The organism is Bradyrhizobium sp. SZCCHNS30572 (assembly GCF_032484415.1).
Lineage (GTDB): Bacteria > Pseudomonadota > Alphaproteobacteria > Rhizobiales > Xanthobacteraceae > Bradyrhizobium.
The window spans coordinates 211,323-229,759 of the sequence record NZ_JAUESY010000011.1; the positions used below are offsets into that span (position 1 = coordinate 211,323).

An 18,437-nucleotide genomic window follows, 5' to 3' on the forward strand; every position below is an offset into this window, starting at 1 on the left:
CTCACGTCCACCGCATTGCCGGCCCAACGTTTCGTGACGACGCGTACGCCCCTCATCCAGACCGGAACGTGGAGAGAATAGACATGATTTGCTGATTTTCGGAAGTGGTTTATTTTTGCACGAAGCTCTTGAAACGGGCGATGGCGTTGAAGCTGCTGATGAAATGCGCCGTTCCGGCAAAGGCCGATTTGGGGTGGCCGAGACCAATTTCGTTGCATGAACGGCCGGGACGCTGCTCGTCGGGCAAATCAACGACGACAGGTCACGACCGAATTTGGCCCGATCGCTCCGACACGCCCGGCGCAGCAAGTCGGCGGCCGTCTGCGGCACAATGGCCCTGGCGCTCAAACGTTCGAGACGGCGGCTTGTGACCGTTGCGGACGTTGCAAACGCAAGCGTTACAGGTAAATCGCGCAACCTCGCTCCTTGAGCTCAGCGAACCAGTCCGGGTGGGAAATCGTCGTCACCCAGCGCAGATCGAGCTTTTCGAGGCGTGGAAGCTTGAGCAGCGCTTCCGGCAATGCGGCGACAGGGTTCCCTCTCAAGTCGATCTGCCGCAGCTCCACCATTGAACCGATCTCTTCCGGCAAATGGGTCAAGCTGTTGTTCCTGAGATGCAGCTCACGCAGCCGCGTCAGCTTGGAAATGGTCGTCGGCAGAGTCGTCAGGCGATTGTCGGTCACGCGAAGTTCGAGAAGTCCCGACATCTCGGTAACCGCGTCGGGCAGCCTCTCGAATTCGTTTGCACTGATGTTGAGGTAGCGCAGCCGGGTAAGTCGCCCCAACGACGGCGGAAGCTCTTTCAGCGCGTTGTCGTGCAAGTACAGGAAGTCGCTCAGGCCGACGAGTTCGCCTAGCGCAGCCGGAATCTGCCGCAACAGGTTATGGCCCAGGTCCAGCGTTCTCAGGGCGCGCAGCTCGCCGACCCTGTCCGAGAGCTCCACCAGGCGATTGTCGGCCAGCACGAGCGATTGCAGGTTCGTCCGATCCCAGACATGATCCGGCACGGCGCCGAGCGCCTGTTTCCACAACGACAAGTGCAAGTCCGACGCGTTCCTCACGGCCGGATCATGCCTCGACTTCACCCGGAGACCAAGGGCGCTTCTGGCCCGTCTCGGGCCTTTCGGTCCGCGGCGGAAGTTTACGCTATCAGGGTGCAACTGGAAATAAGCTGGCAGTGACGCCACAAGGCAGTTTTTGACCCGAAGCTGGCTGACCCTCGGCTGACGCGTAACTGGTGTTTACACACTTAAACCGCACAACTGCCGATGCAATTCTGATGGGCTGGATGTCATGGGGATCGATGCCTTGAGAACGGCAATTGCATTGCTGCTTGTTGCCGCTGCGCTGTTAGTATCAGCACGGGCTGAGAACGACAGACTGCGTCAAGTGGTCTCTAACCTCAAAGCCTGCGTCCGCACGTATGCACCGACGGCCAAAGCCGCTGGGGTTGAGACAACAGACGATGCCGTCAATTTCCTGATCGAGACATGCAGCCCACAGCCTAGTCATCTTGCGCCAGAGAACGTGGGCGCGATCCCTCCTGGTCTGCTTCGGGACGCCGTTCGCGATGAGTGGAATGCCCTCGTTCAAGATGCGCAGCCTCGCTAGGAAGTTGCCTCGGCCCGAGAGCTCTCGAACTCGCAGCTCCTCTCCAATGACGCGCGGAGACATCGTGCTTCCAGGCGAGCCGCTCGTGAGCGTAGCGACATACGGACGGCTTCACGTGGTCGGACCTGAACAGCAGATATTCCGCAGTGCGGCATGTGACGCTCATGTCACAGTTACGGTTATACCGACTCCCAAATATAATATGACTATTCAAAGGCGCCTCGGCGCTTGCTAGGATTGCCATCCAATCTCAGGTTGACGAAATCGCCCCTCGAATGGGCGGCGGCCGGGGATTGAGCCGTGGGGAAGCGCGTGCCGGGACGGAGGCTCTGGGCCGGGCGCGACAGAACAACATCCAGAGCCTGGGGACGCTGCGAGGAGCAGGAAAAATGAGTGGGTTTGCGACGACCGCGCGCATGTGCGGCGTAGGGGTTGCTTTGTCTTGTTTGTTGGGTGGCGGTGGTGCGGTCGCGGCCGATCTGCCGATGAAGGCGCCGCCGATTCCCTATGCGGGTGTCGATGATTTCTGGACGCGGCCGTATCTGTTCGGCGATCTCGGCCGGACCAGGCTGAAGGAGCAGGGCATCTCGCTCGCGCTCACGCTCGGCGACGAAGCCGTCACCAATCTGTCGGGTGGCTCGCGCAACACCGCGGCCAATGCCGGGCAATTGTGGTTCGAGGCCAAGTTCGACATGGCCAAGCTCGCCGGCATCCAGGGCGGCATGATCGGCGTGACGCTGGTCGATCGCTTCGGCAAGAATCTCAACAGCGAGGCCGGCATTCCGGCGCTGCAGCTGACCAACGAGGTGTTCGGCCGCGGCAACATCCTGCGCCTCACCGAGTTCTACTATCAGCAGAAGCTGTTCGACGACCGCCTCGTGCTCAAGGGCGGCCGGCTGCCGGTCGGCTCCGACTTCTTCTTCGGCCAGTGCGAGTTCATCAACCTGACCTTCTGCGGCGGCCAGCCGGGCAACATCCAGGGCGGCTACATCTACAACTGGCCGGTGAGCCAGTGGGCCGGCGTCGTGCACTACAACTTCACCAAGGAATGGAAGCTGTCGGTCGGCGTCTACGACGCCAATCCGAACTATCTGACGACGTCGGACGCGGGCGTCTATCTCGCGCCGGGCATTCCGCGCTCGAATCCGGCCGCAGGCGTCTTGGTGCCGGTCGAGGTGGTGTATGAACCGAGCGGTCCGCTCAACGGCACCTGGCGCGTCGGCGGCTGGTATGACAGCGCCTCGACCATCGACGGCGGTCTGCCCGGCATCACCGGCGTGTATGCCGGCGGCCCCGGCGTCGGCGATCAGAACCTCAGCAGCCAGCGCGGCCGCTACGGCTTCTACGAATCGATCCTGCAGCGGTTGACGGTCGAGGGTCCCAAGGCGCAGGGCTGGTACACCTTCCTCAACACCAGCGTCGCCGATCACCGCACCGCGTATCAGGACTACCAGATCTCCTGGGGCGTCAAGCACACCGGCACCTTCTCGTTCCGTCCCGACGACGAGGTCGGCTTCGCGGTCGGCACCACGCATGTCAACTCGGCGGCGCTGACGCCGAATGCGGGCGGCAACGAGGTGCCGATCGAGGCCTGGTATGGCTGGCAGGCGACCGGCTGGATGAACCTGAAGTTCGACGCCCAGTATGTCATCAATCCGGGCGGGCGGGGCTTCAATGGCGCCGGTGTCAAAACCGGCAATGCGGTGGTTCTCGGCCTGCGGACGGTGGTGCACTTCTGATCCTGTGATGTGAGCCGATGGGGCGGGTGTGCAGCATCCGCCCCATCGCGCGAGGCGCGCCCGGCTCACCGAACCGATGAGGAGCCGGCGCATCCTGCCCGTCCGGGTGGGCCGCGATGCGATGACGTCGATTGACTCTTTCGCATTGCGGCACGACATCTCCTGGACCGCGACGCCGAGCCGCCAGGAGATCGCCATGACCGCAACAGACGTCCATCTCGCTCCTGGCCAGCGCCTGGGCGACGAGGTCGTGGACTGGCTCACCAACGGCACCCGCGACGAGCGCTTCATCGACAACATCTTCGCGCAGATGTGCATCCGGCTGCAGCGCGCCGGCATTCCGCTCAAGCGCGCCTCGCTGCACGTTCAGATCAACCATCCGCAATGGCTCGGCGCCCGGATGCTGTGGAGCGACGGCATGCAAGGGGCCGAGATCGCCCGCATCGACTACGACGTCCGCGAGCGGTCCGAATTCATCGGCAGCCCCGGCGCCGAAATCTACGGCGGTGCCGAGGAGATTCGCGAAGATCTGGCGCGCGATCCCAGGCTCGGCCGTCAGCATGCGATCTATGACGAGATGCGGGCGCAGGGCCTGACCGACTACGTCGCCTGGCCGATGTATCACACGCTCGGCAAGCGGCATTTCGTGACGTTCGCGACCGATCGCCACGGTGGCTTCGACCAGGCCGACATCGACGCGCTGCAGCGGCTGCTGCCGGTGCTGGCGCTGGTGAGCGAGATTCGCATCAAGAACCGCCTGGCGCGGACGTTGCTGGAGACCTATGTCGGGCCGCATGCGGCCGAGATGGTCCTGGCGGGAGCGACGCGGCGCGGCAGCGGCACGACGGTGCGCGCGGCGATCATGATCTGCGACCTCAGAGACTTCACCAGGATCTCCGACAACTGGCCGCGCGACGATGTCATCGATCTGCTCAACGGCTATTTCGACGCGATGGTGGAACCGATCACGCAGCACGGCGGCGAGATCCTGAAGTTCATCGGCGACGGCCTGCTCGCGATCTTTCCGCTCACCGAGCCCGCAGCCTGTGCCAACCTGCTGCATGCCGTGACTGGCGCCAGGCAGGCGATGGCGGAGCTGAACGCACGCAACGCCGAGAGCGGCCGGGCGCCGCTCCGCTACGGCATCGGCATCCATGTCGGTGACGTGATGTACGGCAACATCGGCTCGCAGACACGTCTGGATTTCACGGTGATCGGACCCGCGGTCAACATGGCCTCGCGCATGGAGGCGCTGACCAAGCAGGTCGGCCGTCCCGTGCTGATGTCGCGTGCGTTTGCCGAGCTCGTCGAGGGCCCGTTCGCGCTGGAGCGCGTCGGCGAATTTCCGGTACGCGGCTTCAGCGACCCGATCGAGCTGTTTTCGTTCGAGGGGTAGCGAATTCGGGCAGGGCCGTGTCGATCGACTGAGCCTAGCCCAGCCGGGGCGGGTGCCAGAAAACAACATCCGGCGCGAACAAGACGATTGCGATGGCGATGGGCCCTCCGGCAACCAAGATCATGATGATCGCCCGCGACGACAGTCTTTGGGCATGCGGAAGGAAGGTCAGTGCGCGGATCGCTGCTCCGGTCAAGAAGCCTGCTCTCGCAATCGGCAGCAGCGGAATGGCGAGCAGATCGTTGAGTGTACAGGTGCTGTGACAACGATCCGACGCTGGCGACCACCAATGCCGTATCCCGTCGAACGCAGTCAGCAGCACGACGATCAGCGTCGCCACGAGCAACGCCCGCCACGACGGCATTAGAACAGCGATCGCGTAGGAGACGATGCATGCGGCGAGCACCTGCGTCAGGATGTCGAGCATCGTCCGCCCGCGAGTGGATTCTCATCCAAAAAGGGCGCCACCACCTCGCGCGTCTCCGCGCTGGTCACCACCGGCACGATCTCGAAGGTCATGCCGGTGTCGCGGGCGTTGGCGAGAACCCATTGCTGCAGCAGGCGGGCGTCGTCGCATTCCATCAGCTGGAAGCAGCGGTCGAAGTTCGGCTCGATCCAGCTGCCGAGATATTTGAGCCCTTCGGGAAACGTGATGCCGGGATCGCGCACGCGGCGGTAGACCGGAATCGGATCGCGGTCCTTGAAACGTTCGATCACCATGAACAGCATGTGTCCCTTCCTTGTGCCTGCCGCGTCCGGCCGAGCGGTCAATCGAGATATAGCTCCCATGCTGCCGCACTCCGCCGATAGAGCGCTGATGAGATGGGGTGGTCGGCATTGCGCGCTCGCTCGATGAGCTGACGCAGTTCCTCCAGACCGTACGGATTCGCAGCGTCGCAGAACGCGAGGATGTCGCGACATGGGACGGCTGCGATGAAGCCGTTTGGGGCGAGAGCAGCCAGCCCTTCGTCCCAGAACGTATCAATCAGCAAGGCGGATGCCTCGAAATCGCCGCCGCACAGGACCGCGAAGCAGTTTCCGAAAGCTTCGATCCGGAGCGATCGCCGTTCGAACAGGGCCAACAGGTTCGCAACGCCCAGGCGGTGCAGCTCGGCTTGTGTAAGATCAGCGCGGGCCAGATGCCCGTTCTGAACGTATTGGTAGCGATCAGCCGCGTCGACGAGGTAGGCAGCCATCAGCCCATTGTTCAGATCGGTCAGAACCGGCGAGTCCTCAAGAGAAAGCTCGATCTTCGCCGGATCCGATTCGTCCTTCGGAAGCGCGCGCTTCAGATAGGCGAGCGCCTGATTGCAAAACTCTCGATCCCGTTGAGACATGTCGACCACCGTTCATCCGGGCAGCGTAAGCTCGGGCGAGACGCAGGGCAATCCGCGGCTGCGCGACGTGCGGCGGCTCGATCCGGCAACTGCCGGTTTGGTGATTGCCTGACGCGGCTCACCGCCGCCCGGCCATCATCCGGCCGATGCAATTGTTGAACGACATCGTGTTGCCGCCGGCGCCGTTGCGGCCGTATTCCCAATGGCCGGTGGCGGGATTGCAGCGGCCGCCGATCTCGATCGCGCAGCGCTGGCTGATGCTGGTGCAGCGGCCGCCGCCGCTGACGCGCTTCGGCTCCGGCTCGGAGCGCGCCGCCACCGCCGGCTCCTTCTTGCGCGCCGGCTCGTCGCGCCTGAGCGCCTCGTCCGGCTTCTTCGCGACCGGCTCGTCCTTGCGCCTCACGCAATCGCCATCCCCGTCGCGCGCCTGACCGGCGGGGCAGGCGATAGCGACGCAAGCATCGCCGTCGGCGCGCTGGCCTTTGGGGCAGAGCACCGGGCAGACACGGGCCGTCTTCGCCTTGACGGCGTCGAGCGCGTCGAGGCTGGCGAGCTTGGTATCGAACCGGGTGCCAGCCTGCTTGTTGAAGCGCTCCAGCGCCCGGCGCGCGTTGAGATCCCAGGTGCCGTCGCTGTCGGAGGTGCTGCAGCCGACGCGCCGCAGTTCGCTGGCAAGCTCGCGTGCCGGGTCCGGCGGCGCGACCTTGTCCGCGGGCGGCGGCAACGCCGCGACCATCGCGGGCTTGGCTGGCTCGGACGCCGCGGGCGGCTTGTCCGCACGTTGCCCTGACGCTTCGGGCGGGCTGCGCGTGACGTCGGTCGTGGCGGGCGCGGCGACGTTGGCTGCCGCGGGCGCGAGCTTGGCGCGCTGCGCCCTGGCGAGCGCGGCGTAGAATCCGCTTGGATACTTCTCGATGAAGGCATCGAACGCCGCCTCGCTGCCGATGCGCTCGGCGAGCTCGTAGTCGCGCCGCATCGCCGCGTCGGAATCGGCCGCCGCGCTCGGAGCTTGCACGACCGGCACCAGCGCCACGTCGTTGCCGCCGAGCGATCCGTAGACATAGGGCTCCTGGCGATAGCCGGTCGCCTTCAGCACGTCGTCGCGGACGAAGCCGAACGCGCGGCGCAGATCGAGGCCGGGCTTTGGCAGATGCGCCACCAGCGCCGTTGCGAACGGGCTGTTGCTGGCGTCGCCGTCGGCGGCGGTCGACCCGGCCTTGGCCGAGAATGCGATCATCGTGTTCGGGCTCGACGGCTCGACCTTGGCGAGGCCGCGTCCGATGCTGCGCGAGGCGACGCTGCGCTTCATCGTCTTGGCGAACGGATTGTCGCGGCAGGCGTCGAGCACGACGAGGCGCAACTGCTTGGCCGGCTCGATCGCGAACAGCACGCGCTCCAGCGCGATCGCCTCGTCGAGAACGTCGCTGTCCGCCTCCAGCGCGGCATCGGTCGGGATCAGATAGTTGGTGCCGTCGAGCTCGATGCCGTGGCCGGCGTAGTAGATCACCGCGACCTCGGCCTCGCGCGCCCGCGCCCCGAACTCGCGCAAGGCCCGGCGCATCTCCTGCACGCCGAGATCGAGCCTGACGTCGACGCGCTCGAAGCCGGCGTTGCGGAACATGTCGCCGACGAGCTTCGCATCGTTGGCCGGGTTCGATAGCCTGGCGACAGTCTTGTAGGCGGAGTTGCCGATGATCAGCGCGACGCGCTTGTCCGCCAGCGCGGCGGTGCTGCCTGAACTGATGAGAACGAGAACAAGCAACAGGTAACGCAATGCCGTCATGACAGCCCCGGAGTCGGTCGTGCGTCAGACTATCCGGCAATATCGGCAAAGCAAGGTCGTCGGCCTTGAGCGATGACCGCTCGCACTACTGTCCGGAGGGCGTGCGCAGGCCGTGCCAGGCGTCGCGCACCTGGTGGTAGTGCACCTCGGGCAGATAGTCCGGCGTATTCAGATTGAGGTTCTTGACGTCGAGCCGGCCGATCGCGCTGAGCAGCGTATAGGAGGCGATGACGCGGTCGCGCTGCGCGCCGATCAGCCGTGCCTTGGCCTGGATCAGATCGGCCTGCGAGTTGAGCACGTCGACGGTGGTGCGCTGGCCGCCCTGGGCCTCGCGCGACACGCCTTGCAGCGCGATGGTGGCGGCCTTCACCTCGGCCTCGGAGGCGCTGACGGCGACCTTGGCACCCTCGTTGGCAACCCAGGCGCTGACCACCGCAGTTCGCGCCTGGTTGCGGACCTGGTCGAGCACGAGGCGGCTCTGCGCCGCGAGCTCCTTGCTCTGGCGGGTCTGCGACGCCGCCGTGCCGCCGTCATAGATCGGCGCGGTGATGCTGCCGACGATCGAGGCCTGGTCGGTGCCGAAGGTACCCAGCGTCTGATCCGAATCGCGGCTGCGGCTGACACCGCCCTGCAGGGTCACGCTCGGCAGCAGCGCGCCCTCGGCGACCTTGATCGAGGTCGAGGCCACGTCGACGTCGAAGCTCGCCGCGGCCACGGCCGGATTTTCCTTGTTGCCGAGCGCGATCGCGTCCTCGCGGCTGCGCGGCAGCAGGCGATCGATCGGGTCGGCCGCGCGCAGCTGGCCCGGCGCCATGCCGATGACCTGGGCATAGGTCGCCTGGCTGATGGCGAGGTTGACCTCGGCGGCGTTGAGATCGGACAGCCCGCGCGACAGCCGCGCCTCGGCCTGCGAGGCGTCGGTCGGCGTGACGTCGCCGGCATTGAGACGGCGCTGCGTGACCGAGAGCGTCTCGCGCAGGAAGGCGACGTTGGAGCGCTGTGCCTCGACCAGCGACTGGTTGGCGAGCACATTGGTGTAGGCGGTGACGGCGTCGAGCAGCACGCCCTGGCCGACATTGCGCAGCGCCTCGCGGCCCGACTGCACCTGCAGCTCGGCCATGCGGACGCTGTTGGCGGTCCGGAAGCCGTTGAACAGCGTCTGCGTGACGGTGACGCCGATGGTCCAGGGCTTCAATGTCGCGGTCTGGATCGTGTTGTTGGGCAGCAGATTGCGCACCGCCTGCAGGCCGGCGCCGAGGCTCGCGATCAGTTGCGGACGATAGCCGGCGAGCGCCTGCGGCACGTTCTCGTCGGTGGCGCGCTGGCGCGCGCGCTCCGCATTCAGCGCCGGATTGGTCTGATAGGCTTTCGCGAGCGCGGCGGCGAGATCCTCGGCGCGCGCGGGCGAGCACACGACGACAAGGCTGCCCGCGAGGGTCAGGCCGAGGCCGATCCTTCGCACACGCATCTTGCCGACGCCAAATTCTTTGGCTCGACCCACCATCCGACTCCGCCGCGTCTCACTGTCTTAACCAGTTGTTTACCTGTTTAGGGCGGATGGCGGCCACACACAAACCGCCGATGTGGAATCTGGCGGGCTTTTCCATGGTTTGTTGTGGCGTGCTCGCCACAGGCCGTTTGTCGCAGTGCTGCGGCCCGGCGCGCGGATACGCGCTTGGTAAGCGGGTGAGGTGCACCCGGCGACATGAGAGGCGGATCGATTCGTTCAGCTGCGAGTGACCCGCAGCAATCTCAGCGGTTCTTGTTCACCGGCTTGCGCTTCTCGATGAACGCAGCCATGCCCTCGGCGCGGTCTTCGAGCGCGAAGGTGGCGTGGAACAGGTTGCGCTCGACATTCATGCCTTCGGACAGCGGGGTCTCGAAGGCGCGGTTGACGGCCTCTTTGGCCATCGCCGCTGCCGGGCGCGACATCGATGCGATCTTCTCGGCCGCAGCCATCACCTCATCCATCAGCCTGTCGGCCGGCACGATGCGGCTGACGAGGCCGGAGCGTTCGGCCTCGGCCGCATCCATCATGCGGCCGGTGAGGCAGAGGTCCATCGCCTTGGCCTTGCCGATCGCGCGCGTCAGGCGCTGGGTGCCGCCGATGCCCGGAATGGTGCCGAGCGTGATCTCGGGCTGGCCGAATTTCGCGGTGTCGGCGGCGATGATGAAGTCGCACATCATCGCGAGCTCGCAGCCGCCGCCGAGCGCGTAGCCGGCGACCGCCGCAATCGTCGGCTTGCGGCAGCGCGCGACGCGGTCGCCGCCGATCGCGGTGAAGTCGCTCGAGAACATGTCGATGAAGCTCTTGGGCTGCATCTCCTTGATGTCGGCGCCGGCGGCGAACGCCTTGTCGCTGCCGGTGATCACGATGCAGCCGATGGCGTCGTCGGCCTCGAGATCATCCACGGCGGCGGCGATCTCGCGGAAGACGCCGAACGACAGCGCGTTGAGCATCTTCGGCCGGTTCAGGGTGATGATTCCGACCGCGCCTTTGCCTTCGACGATGATGTGCTCGTAAACGCTCATGATCCCACCCCGACAAATCAAAACAGCGGGCAATGTGCCCGCTGGATCGGTGCGCATCAAGTAGGTGCAGCGCCGCGCGGCGCCTCAGATCATGAACATTCGTGCCGCCGAGCCCAGGGTGAGCAGGGTGCCGCAGGCGATGAAGATCTTGCCGATGATCGAGGCCTTGTCCCAGCCCGAGCTGTCGTCATTGCTGACCGTGACCATGTTCACGGTGACGTCCGAGGCCGCTGGCGCATCGCTCGGCGCGGCGTCGGCCGATTCCGCCGCGGGTGCGGCCTGAGCCTGGGCTTCGACCGGCATCGGCGCCGGGAATCCGTCCTGCTTCGCCGCCGGAGCGCTCTCGGAGCCGACCGGCAAGAACGGACTGTAGCTCTGCTGTTCGGCCGCGCGGGCGAATCCAGTGCCAACGAGGCCCAGAACCAACGCGGCGGCAATGATCAATGCTGAACGTCCACTGGCTTGGATCGTCATCGTCGGCTCTCTCCCCATCCCGCCAGCCCAGGCCGGAGTGAGACCCCGACAGATGTCGAGAACGGGGCAGAAAATGGGTATCTTCCTGCCGCTCACGGCAAAAGCTGGGCGGCGCCGCACTTTGCGGCGCGGCCCATTAAACCTGATCATGCACCTTTCGATTCGGTGCTATGGAGCGGTTCCAAGACTTGCCCGGTGGCGTGCTCTCGTTGTGGCGTAACTCGGATGGTTCCGAGGCCAATGTCCGCATCACGAATTAGTGATCAGGATGCCGCGAGAGTAACAAACTGACGATTCGGGCGAATTGCTGGGGGTGGAGCGGAGTTGCGCGAGCGTGACGACGAGTGGACGGGCTGGATGCGCCAGGCCGTCGCCGGTGACGACGAGGCCTATCATCGCCTGCTGAGGGCGATCACGCCGGTGTTGCGCGCAGCATCACGGCGCGGGCTGGCGCGCGCCGGTCAGCCCCCCGACCAGGCCGAGGACATCGTGCAGGAAATTCTGTTGGCGGTTCATCTCAAGCGGCACACCTGGGACGTCCACGCGCCGTTCGCGCCCTGGCTGTTCGCGATCGCGCGCAACAAGCTGATCGACATGCTGCGCCGGCGCGGCCGGCGGGTGTTCGTCGACATCGACGATTTCTCGGAGACGCTGGCCGACGAGCCGCCGGCGCCCACCGTCTCGGCCGGCGAGGTCGAGGCGCAGCTGAAGACCCTGCCGCAGCGTCAGCGCGACGTGCTGCAGTCGATCGCAGTCGAGGCTGCCTCGATCAAGCAGACCGCGGAGAAGTTTTCCATGAGCGAGGGCGCGGTGCGGGTGGCGCTGCACCGGGCGCTCGCAAGCCTCACGGCCAAGCTACGGGATACCTGACCATGGACACCGATCAGCTCATCCGCACCCTCGCGGCCGACAATGCGCAGCGCGCGCAGCCGGTCGGCATCGTGCTGGCGCTGGCCCTGATGGCGGCAACGCCGGTCTCGACCGCGATGCTGCTCATCGGTCTCGGCGTCCGGCCGGACATCTGGCTCGCGGTGCGCAATCCGTTCTTCGACCTGAAGTTCGTCGTCACCACGGCGCTGGCGATCCCGGCGCTGATCATCAGCCTGCATCTGTCGCGCCCTGAAGCTTCGCTGCAGGGCTGGAGCTGGCTCCTGATCGCGCCGATCATCGTCCTCGTCGGCGGCATGGCGGCGGAGATGATGCTGCCGCAGCGCACGCCGATGATGGCGCGGCTGGTCGGCCACAATTCGATGGTGTGCATGAGCGCCATTCCCGTGCTGTCGCTGCCGCTGCTGGCCGCCGCGCTGTTCGGTCTGCGCCATGGCGCGCCGTCGCGTCCGGCGATGACGGGCGCGATCGCCGGGCTGGTCTCGGCGGGCATGGCGGCGACGCTCTATGCCGCGCATTGCACCGACGATTCGCCGCTGTTCGTGGCCACCTGGTACACGGTGGCCGCGCTGATCGTGGCCGGGCTCGGCGCGCTCATCGGCGCGAGGGTGCTGCGCTATTGACCCGGGGGGCGGCTACGCCTGCACCGGCGTCGCGGCGTCCTGGACGCGATGGAAGCGCAGCACCTGCTGCGCGGTGGATCGCCGGAGCCGCTCATAGGTGGCCTTGCAGGCGTCGAGATCGGTCGTCGCGGTGGTGGCGAGCCCATCGCGCATCAGGATGATCGACTTCACCGTAGGCCATGACAGGCCTGCGACCTTGGCGAGGATCATGACGCCCTCGGCGCGGCTTTCGATCATGATGCTCTCGGCGACCGCGACCGGCACGTTGGCCATGGCCGCCACGGCGGCATTGGCCTCGTCGAACTTGCGCTGCTCGGTGAACTGCACGACGAGACGGTCGTCGAGCCGGCCCTCGGCATGCAGTGAGCGCACCAGCGCGTGCGCGATCTCGGTCTGGCTGGTCAGCGCCACCGCGCTCGATCGCGCCCGCCGCCCTGCCGTCCGCACCGCCGAGGAGACCTCCTGCGCGAGCTTCGGGTTTGCCGCCTCGAGCCGCGCCCGGACCGTGGCCGACGCCTTGGCGACCAGCTTCAGATAGAGGTGGCGCGGCAGATTGGGCCGCATGGCGAGGCACGCGGCGAGGTTTTCGTCCAGCGCGGCGCGATCGGCCAGCGTGTCGAGGCTGGCCTCCGAGACGTCGGCGCCGGGATTGCTGACGGTGCTGTGAACGACCTCGTCGTTGCCGCGCCTGAGCAGGATGTCGGTGACGGCGCGGCTCAGCACGCGCCGGAGCGAGATCGCGAGCAGATGCGCCTGGCTCTTGGTCTCGGCTGTGCGGATCAGCGCGGCCTCGTCGAGCCGTTCGGACTTCGACAGCACCGGGCCTGCGACATCGATGGCGTCGTCATCGGCCAGCCGGTAGAGCGTCCGCGGCGGCGCCGACGCCAGCGGCGCCAGCCGCCGCGCGAGCAGCGCGCGGGCCGAGATCTCGATGTGCTCGATCAGGCATTCGAATACGTCGTCGAACAGCGCGACCTGATCATCGGCGAAGTCCGTCGCGCCGTCGACGAACAGGTCCGTCACCTTGCGCAGGGTCTCGACCCGCCGGGCGACGGTGCCGTGCGCGAGCGTGTCCTCGAGCTCATCGAGCAGGCTTTCGTTCGGGGCGGGTTTCGGGGTCATGCCGGGACGGCGCAGGCGCTGGTGACGCGATTGCGGCCCTGCGCCTTCGAGTCGTAGAGCGCACGATCGGCCCGGGCGAGCAGCGAATCGGCGGTCTCGTCGCCGCGCGGGGTGGCTACGCCGGCCGAGAACGTGACCTGCAGGCCGGTCGAAAACGCACTCCAGTCGAGGCCGGCGATGATCTGGCGCAATCGTTCGGCGAGCCGCGCCGCGGCGTCGGCCGGTGCGCCCGGCAGCACCAGCAGGAATTCCTCGCCGCCGTAGCGGCCGAAGCGGTCGCTGCCGCGAATGTTGGCGAAGATGGTGATGGCGAAGGTGCGCAGCACGTCGTCGCCGGTCGGATGACCATGCGTGTCGTTGATGCGCTTGAACCAGTCGAGATCGATCAGCACGACCGAGCAGGGCTGGCCGCCCTGCCGCGCCTGCGCCATCTCCTCGTCCAGCACATCCATGATCGAGCGCCGGTTCAGCGCGCCGGTGAGCTCGTCGATCTCGGCCAGCTCCTCGATGCGGCGATAGGCTTCCTTGAGCTTCTGTCCGCGCTGGTACAGCGTCTCGCGCAGCGCGCTGGAGAAGATGCCGAGGAACATGCAGCCGGCGATGGTGAGGAGGAAGACCAGGAGCGTCGCGAGCCGCTCGAGGCCGCTGTCGTGCGGCATGCCGAGCGGCTTGTCGGTGAGCAGGAACAATCCCGCCAGCCCGATCGCGAGGAACGTCCAGCAGATCGCGCTCTGGCGCGGCGTCGCCCGCAGCGAGGCAAAGGCGACGACGATGTACAGCGTGCACAGGAAGAGGATGCTGACTTCGGGCGCGATGTAGCAGAACGCGACCGTGATCATCATGCTGGCGAGCGATTGCGGCACCACGAGGTAGTGGTCGCGGAAACGGTCGTTGAAGCCGCTCTCCGACAGGGCGGTCCACAGCGCGACGGTCAGAATGCCGGTCGCTGCGTAGGCTGGCGCGATCGTGACCGGGACGGTTCCCGCCTCGGCGTAGATCAGCAGGATGACGGCGTCGATCAGGTAGCATCCGGCGACCAGCGCCAGCATCTGCCGGCGCCGCCCGGCACGACGCGCGCGCAGGTCGCTGGCCGGAGACGGTTGCGCGTCCCCGGCCTCAGCGACATTCGGACTGGGAATAGGCGGTGCCGTCGTGCCCATGTGCTCGCGATTCTTCGTCGTTGGCTTAAAATCTACGTGGGAAAGCATTTAACTTTGGTATCTATGGGCATGGACGAAGAGGCCGCCGGCGTCGTGCTGCGACGGGGAATCTACGGCTTTCAGGGCGTGCAGTTGGCGGGAACGGGCGGAACATGGTAGGCGGGAACCCGCTGGTCACGATCGACCTGGGCGCTGCAGCGAAATCTGCAAGTCTGTGCGCCAACTCACATTTCGGGACGTATCTTTCCGGTATTTTGAAGATTTTTGCGGTTGTGTTCGAACCGCGACGTCAATCCTCCAGACCAATCTTGCGAGACGGCCATTGAGCGTGACAGCAGCGGCGTCAGATGAAACCCTGATTGCCCGGATCGCTCAAGGCGACCGGCTCGCCATGCAGGTGCTGTACGGACGGCACCATGTCAGGGTGTACCGTTTCGGGCTCCGGCTCGTGCGGAACGAGCAGGTCGCGGAAGACCTCATCAGCGAGGTCTTTCTCGACGTGTGGCGTCAGGCCGGCAAGTTCGAAGGCCGTTCTGCCGTCTCCACCTGGCTCCTGGCGATCACGCGGTTCAAGGCCCTATCGGCCCTTCGGCGCCGGAAGGACGTTGAGCTGGAAGACGAGGCCGCGAACGCGATCGAGGATACCTCCGACGATCCGGAGGTCGCGGTCCAGAAGAAGAATACCGGCGAAGCATTGCGCAAGTGCCTGACGGCGCTTTCGCCTGATCACCGGGAGATCGTCGATCTCGTCTACTACCACGAGAAGTCCGTGGAGGAGGTGGCCGAGATCGTCGGAATTCCGGAAAACACCGTCAAGACGCGCCTGTTCTATGCGCGCAAGAAATTGGCCGAACTCCTGAAAGCGGCCGGCATTGAGAGAGGCTGGCCATGATGGCTTTGAGCAAGATGCTGGAGCAAGAGCCCGGAGAGATCGAACTCCTGCTGCCGTGGTACGCCGCCGGCACGCTGAGCGCGCGCGACATGCGCCGGGTCGAGGAGGCTCTTGCCAACGATGCCGATCTCGCCAGGCAGTATGCGGAGATCCAGAAGGAGTATGCCGAGACCATCGCGCTGAACGAAAGCCTCGGCGCGCCGTCGATGCGTGCGATGCAGAAGCTGTTCGCGGCGATCGAGGCGGATCCGGTGCAGAAGCCTGCCGCGCCGCGCGGCTTCAGCGCGCGGCTGATGGATTTCTTCGACAGCCTGTCGCCGCGGACCCTGGCGTGGACCGTCAGCCTCGGCGCGCTGCTGGTGCTGGCGCAGGCCGGCGTGATCGGCGCCGTGCTGATGCGCTCGCAGACTGCGACCTATCAGACCGCCTCGGTCCAGGACAAGACCGCGGCGCCCGAGCCCGCGAGCAGGCCGATGGCCGCGCCGCCGCCGCCGAGCGCCGCTGCGCCGGCCCCGGCGGAGCGGGCGCCCGAGAGCATGACGCGTTCGCGGATGGCCGAAGCACCGGCCCCGGCCGCACCGCTGATCCGCGGCCTTGGACCGCAGGTCGCCGGATCGACCGCGCCCGCCTATGCGCTGGTGCGGTTCGCGCCGGATGCGCGCATGGCCGACATCTCGGCGCTGCTCGACAGCTACCAGGCCTCGATCGTCGAGGGCGCCAAGGGCGGCCTGTTCAAGCTGCAACTCGGCGACCGGCCGTTGTCGAAGGCCGAGGCCGACAGCCTGATCGGCCGTCTGGCGCGCGAGAAGATCGTCAGCCTCGCGGTGGCCGCGCAATAGGCCCGCGCCGTCCGAACGTCATTCGGAGGCTCCATGTCGTCTACTTCGCCGCTCCAGTTCGCCAGATCGGTCGTGATGCTGATTGTCGTCGCAATGCCTGCTTTCGCAGGTGGCGACCGCAGTGCCCATGCCCAGGCGATGATGCGTTCGCCCAACATCAACATCCCGAGCCGGGTGCCGAGCATCAACCCGGGCACCGCGATGCGTGCGCCGCCGCCGACGGCGATGACCGTGCGCCCGACCTTGCCCAATGCGCGATTTGCACCGAACCTGCAGACCTCCTGCGACCCGGCGGATCGCAGCGCCTCGGGTGAATGTCTCGACCGCCGGCCGGTGACGGCGGACGGGCAGGGCCGGCGGTCCCAAGGAAGATTGGACAAAGGCAGGTCCGCCAAGGTGACGCAGCGGGGCGAGCCGAAAGCTGCGGCCGCGGTCGACCCGCGGACCATCGCCAACGAGATCGTCGCCGAAATCGATGACGGGCTCTCGGCCGATCAGGCCGACGCGCTGGCGCGCCGCCATGGCCTGCAGCGCATCAGCTCGCAGCGCTTTCCGCTGATCGGCGCCACAATCGGTCTGTTCCGGATCACCGATCGCCGCTCGGTGCAGGCGGTCAGCCGTGCGCTCGCGGCAGATGCCAGGGTGCGTTCGGTGCAGCCGAACTACCGCTACACGCTGCAGCAGCAGAACGTACCGCCCGCCGAGGGCGATCCCGCGCAATACGCGCTGGCGAAGCTGCGGCTGCCCGAAGCGCACAGGCTGGCCCAGGGCTCCAACGTCACCATCGCAGTGATCGATTCCGCGGTCGATCTCAAGCACCCGGAATTCGCCGACGCGTCGTTCGACGCGTTCGACGCACTCGGCGGTGACGAGGGGCCGCATGTGCACGGCACGGGCATCGCCGGCGTGATCGTGTCGCACAAGCGGTTGATGGGCAGCGCGCCCTATGCACGCATCATCGCCATCCGCGCCTTCGGCATGGCCAAGAAAGGCGGCGGGCCGGAGAGCAGCTCCTATGTGATCCTGAAGGCGCTGGACTACGCGGTTCTGCACGGCGCGCAGATCGTCAACATGAGCTTCGCCGGCCCGAAGGATGCGGTGATCGAGCGCGCGATCGCGGCGGTCGCTTCCAAGGGCGTCGTGATGGTCGCCGCGGCCGGCAATGCCGGGGCCAAGTCGCCGCCGCTGTATCCTGCGGGCAATCCGAACGTCATCGCCGTCAGTGCGACCGATGACAGGGACCAGTTGCTGCCGGCGTCGAACCGCGGCAATTACATCGCGCTGGCCGCGCCCGGCGCCGAGATCTTCCTGCCGGCGCCGGACGGAAAATATCAGATCATCTCGGGCACCTCGTTTTCCGCGGCCTATGTCAGCGGGCTTGCGGCGCTGGTGCTGGAGCGCAATCCGGCGCTGAAGCCGGAAACGGTGCGGACCGTGCTGACCGGGACCGCGCGCGATCTCGGGACCCCCGGACGCGACGATCTGTTCGGGGCAGGGCAGGCGGATGCCTTGGCGGCGGTCCAGGCCGTGGTCTCGCCGCAGGATGCGCCCGCTGCTGCTGTGCCTTCCGCGGGGCTGCAAACGGAGCCCGCGGCGGCCCGCGAGTTGCGCCCGGCGCCGGCCGCGGTGACCGCGGCGTCTCCAGCCGGCGACGCGCTTCGGCCCGCGCAGCAATGACGCCAACGTTTTCGTGAACGTTCCGAAAATCTCCCGCTCGCCTTGAACGTGCAGCGGGGCGATCACGACAGAAAGCATGTGGGAGCGGTGATCCCCTCCCCAAGGCTATATACGGCGCGAGCGCCCATCCACCCCAAGCGCCCATATGGCTCGACCCGTCCGGTTGTCCCCCCGGACGGGTCTTTCATTTTAGGCGAGGTCGAAGCCCGGCAACGTCGATATCCGGCAGTGTCTCGCGCACCCCGAGTCGAACATCCTTGGGTTGTCTAGGGATCCCGTTGGTCGCGTTCGCGCTCCGCGCCTGGCCAAAGCCCGAAAAAACACGGACAAAATTTCCGCACGACTACGGTTTGGCCGCCAAACA

Annotated in this window: 18 protein-coding genes; 8 read left to right on the plus strand and 10 right to left on the minus strand. The window is 66.4% G+C overall.

What is annotated here, in order from left to right; translation table 11 throughout:
- Positions 1–88 precede the first annotated feature (88 nt).
- Positions 89–220: a hypothetical protein gene (locus QX048_RS30000; protein ID WP_315828236.1), complete on the plus strand. Its 132-nt coding sequence runs from the start codon at positions 89–91 to the stop codon at positions 218–220.
- Positions 221–398: 178 nt separating this feature from the next.
- On the opposite strand, the gene QX048_RS30005 is transcribed toward QX048_RS30000, so the two are convergent.
- Positions 399–1,037 (minus strand): leucine-rich repeat domain-containing protein, encoded by a 639-nt coding sequence (locus QX048_RS30005; protein WP_315716071.1) that lies wholly within the window; start codon positions 1,035–1,037, stop codon positions 399–401.
- A gap of 963 nt (positions 1,038–2,000) precedes the next feature.
- Between QX048_RS30005 and QX048_RS30010 the strand changes: the two genes are divergently transcribed.
- Together QX048_RS30010 and QX048_RS30015 are read left to right on the plus strand one after the other, a co-directional pair.
- A complete protein-coding gene (locus QX048_RS30010; RefSeq protein ID WP_315828237.1) occupies positions 2,001–3,350 on the plus strand; it encodes a carbohydrate porin in 1,350 nt (449 codons plus the stop codon).
- A gap of 196 nt (positions 3,351–3,546) precedes the next feature.
- The gene (locus QX048_RS30015) at positions 3,547–4,746 is read left to right on the plus strand and encodes an adenylate/guanylate cyclase domain-containing protein (protein WP_315753104.1); all 1,200 of its coding nucleotides are present in this window, start codon (positions 3,547–3,549) and stop codon (positions 4,744–4,746) included.
- Between the two features lie 34 nt (positions 4,747–4,780).
- On the opposite strand, the gene QX048_RS30020 is transcribed toward QX048_RS30015, so the two are convergent.
- The 7 genes from QX048_RS30020 to QX048_RS30050 form a co-directional block, all read right to left on the minus strand.
- Positions 4,781–5,173, minus strand: a complete 393-nt coding sequence (locus QX048_RS30020) for a hypothetical protein (protein ID WP_315716076.1) — start codon at positions 5,171–5,173, stop codon at positions 4,781–4,783.
- Positions 5,158–5,475 (minus strand): DUF3303 domain-containing protein, encoded by a 318-nt coding sequence (locus QX048_RS30025; protein WP_315828238.1) that lies wholly within the window; start codon positions 5,473–5,475, stop codon positions 5,158–5,160. Before QX048_RS30025 ends, QX048_RS30020 begins: the two co-directional genes overlap by 16 nt.
- Before the next feature lie 38 nt (positions 5,476–5,513).
- Positions 5,514–6,092, minus strand: a complete 579-nt coding sequence (locus QX048_RS30030; protein WP_315828239.1) for a hypothetical protein — start codon at positions 6,090–6,092, stop codon at positions 5,514–5,516.
- 109 nt (positions 6,093–6,201) lie between these two features.
- Positions 6,202–7,866, minus strand: coding sequence for a caspase family protein (locus QX048_RS30035; RefSeq protein WP_315828240.1), 1,665 nt, complete (start codon positions 7,864–7,866; stop codon positions 6,202–6,204).
- Positions 7,867–7,951: 85 nt separating this feature from the next.
- The gene (locus QX048_RS30040) at positions 7,952–9,370 is read right to left on the minus strand and encodes a TolC family outer membrane protein (protein WP_315753100.1); all 1,419 of its coding nucleotides are present in this window, start codon (positions 9,368–9,370) and stop codon (positions 7,952–7,954) included.
- Positions 9,371–9,618: 248 nt separating this feature from the next.
- A complete protein-coding gene (locus QX048_RS30045; RefSeq protein WP_315828241.1) occupies positions 9,619–10,398 on the minus strand; it encodes an enoyl-CoA hydratase in 780 nt (259 codons plus the stop codon).
- A gap of 84 nt (positions 10,399–10,482) precedes the next feature.
- Complete coding sequence (locus QX048_RS30050) at positions 10,483–10,872, minus strand: hypothetical protein (RefSeq protein WP_315828242.1); 390 nt, start codon at positions 10,870–10,872, stop codon at positions 10,483–10,485.
- Between the two features lie 324 nt (positions 10,873–11,196).
- Here QX048_RS30050 and QX048_RS30055 point away from each other — a divergent pair, with 324 nt between their 5' ends.
- Both QX048_RS30055 and QX048_RS30060 read left to right on the plus strand, forming a co-directional pair.
- Positions 11,197–11,742 (plus strand): sigma-70 family RNA polymerase sigma factor, encoded by a 546-nt coding sequence (locus QX048_RS30055; protein WP_315753097.1) that lies wholly within the window; start codon positions 11,197–11,199, stop codon positions 11,740–11,742.
- 2 nt (positions 11,743–11,744) lie between these two features.
- Entirely contained in the window at positions 11,745–12,383 is a 639-nt protein-coding gene (locus tag QX048_RS30060; protein WP_315753096.1) for a DUF1109 domain-containing protein, read from the plus strand.
- Positions 12,384–12,395: 12 nt separating this feature from the next.
- Here the strand turns inward: QX048_RS30060 and QX048_RS30065 are convergent, their stop codons facing one another.
- Together QX048_RS30065 and QX048_RS30070 are read right to left on the minus strand one after the other, a co-directional pair.
- Positions 12,396–13,505: a DUF2336 domain-containing protein gene (locus QX048_RS30065; protein WP_315753095.1), complete on the minus strand. Its 1,110-nt coding sequence runs from the start codon at positions 13,503–13,505 to the stop codon at positions 12,396–12,398.
- Positions 13,502–14,665 carry a GGDEF domain-containing protein gene (locus QX048_RS30070; protein WP_315753094.1) on the minus strand — a complete coding sequence of 388 codons (1,164 nt, stop codon included), beginning with the start codon at positions 14,663–14,665 and terminating at the stop codon, positions 13,502–13,504. The genes QX048_RS30065 and QX048_RS30070 overlap by 4 nt, the downstream gene beginning before the upstream one ends.
- A gap of 322 nt (positions 14,666–14,987) precedes the next feature.
- On the opposite strand from QX048_RS30070, the gene QX048_RS30075 reads away from it, so the two are divergent.
- The 3 genes from QX048_RS30075 to QX048_RS30085 all read left to right on the plus strand — a co-directional run bounded on the left by QX048_RS30075 (position 14,988) and on the right by QX048_RS30085 (position 18,073).
- Positions 14,988–15,557, plus strand: coding sequence for a sigma-70 family RNA polymerase sigma factor (locus QX048_RS30075; RefSeq protein WP_315828243.1), 570 nt, complete (start codon positions 14,988–14,990; stop codon positions 15,555–15,557).
- The gene (locus QX048_RS30080; protein WP_315716086.1) at positions 15,554–16,396 is read left to right on the plus strand and encodes a hypothetical protein; all 843 of its coding nucleotides are present in this window, start codon (positions 15,554–15,556) and stop codon (positions 16,394–16,396) included. The genes QX048_RS30075 and QX048_RS30080 overlap by 4 nt, the downstream gene beginning before the upstream one ends.
- A gap of 75 nt (positions 16,397–16,471) precedes the next feature.
- On the plus strand, positions 16,472–18,073 hold the full coding sequence (locus tag QX048_RS30085; RefSeq protein ID WP_315828288.1) for a S8 family serine peptidase: 1,602 nt from the start codon (positions 16,472–16,474) through the stop codon (positions 18,071–18,073).
- Positions 18,074–18,437 lie beyond the last annotated feature (364 nt).

Coding starts and splice junctions, on each gene's coding strand:
- QX048_RS30050 (WP_315828242.1), bottom strand. CDS start 10,872: ATGACGATCCAAGCCAGTGGACGTTCAGCATTGATCATTGCCGCCGCG.
- QX048_RS30025 (WP_315828238.1), bottom strand. CDS start 5,475: ATGCTGTTCATGGTGATCGAACGTTTCAAGGACCGCGATCCGATTCCG.
- QX048_RS30015 (WP_315753104.1), top strand. CDS start 3,547: ATGACCGCAACAGACGTCCATCTCGCTCCTGGCCAGCGCCTGGGCGAC.
- QX048_RS30040 (WP_315753100.1), bottom strand. CDS start 9,370: ATGGTGGGTCGAGCCAAAGAATTTGGCGTCGGCAAGATGCGTGTGCGA.
- QX048_RS30080 (WP_315716086.1), top strand. CDS start 15,554: ATGATGGCTTTGAGCAAGATGCTGGAGCAAGAGCCCGGAGAGATCGAA.
- QX048_RS30065 (WP_315753095.1), bottom strand. CDS start 13,505: ATGACCCCGAAACCCGCCCCGAACGAAAGCCTGCTCGATGAGCTCGAG.
- QX048_RS30085 (WP_315828288.1), top strand. CDS start 16,472: ATGCTGATTGTCGTCGCAATGCCTGCTTTCGCAGGTGGCGACCGCAGT.
- QX048_RS30020 (WP_315716076.1), bottom strand. CDS start 5,173: ATGCTCGACATCCTGACGCAGGTGCTCGCCGCATGCATCGTCTCCTAC.
- QX048_RS30010 (WP_315828237.1), top strand. CDS start 2,001: ATGAGTGGGTTTGCGACGACCGCGCGCATGTGCGGCGTAGGGGTTGCT.
- QX048_RS30035 (WP_315828240.1), bottom strand. CDS start 7,866: ATGACGGCATTGCGTTACCTGTTGCTTGTTCTCGTTCTCATCAGTTCA.
- QX048_RS30070 (WP_315753094.1), bottom strand. CDS start 14,665: ATGGGCACGACGGCACCGCCTATTCCCAGTCCGAATGTCGCTGAGGCC.
- QX048_RS30060 (WP_315753096.1), top strand. CDS start 11,745: ATGGACACCGATCAGCTCATCCGCACCCTCGCGGCCGACAATGCGCAG.
- QX048_RS30045 (WP_315828241.1), bottom strand. CDS start 10,398: ATGAGCGTTTACGAGCACATCATCGTCGAAGGCAAAGGCGCGGTCGGA.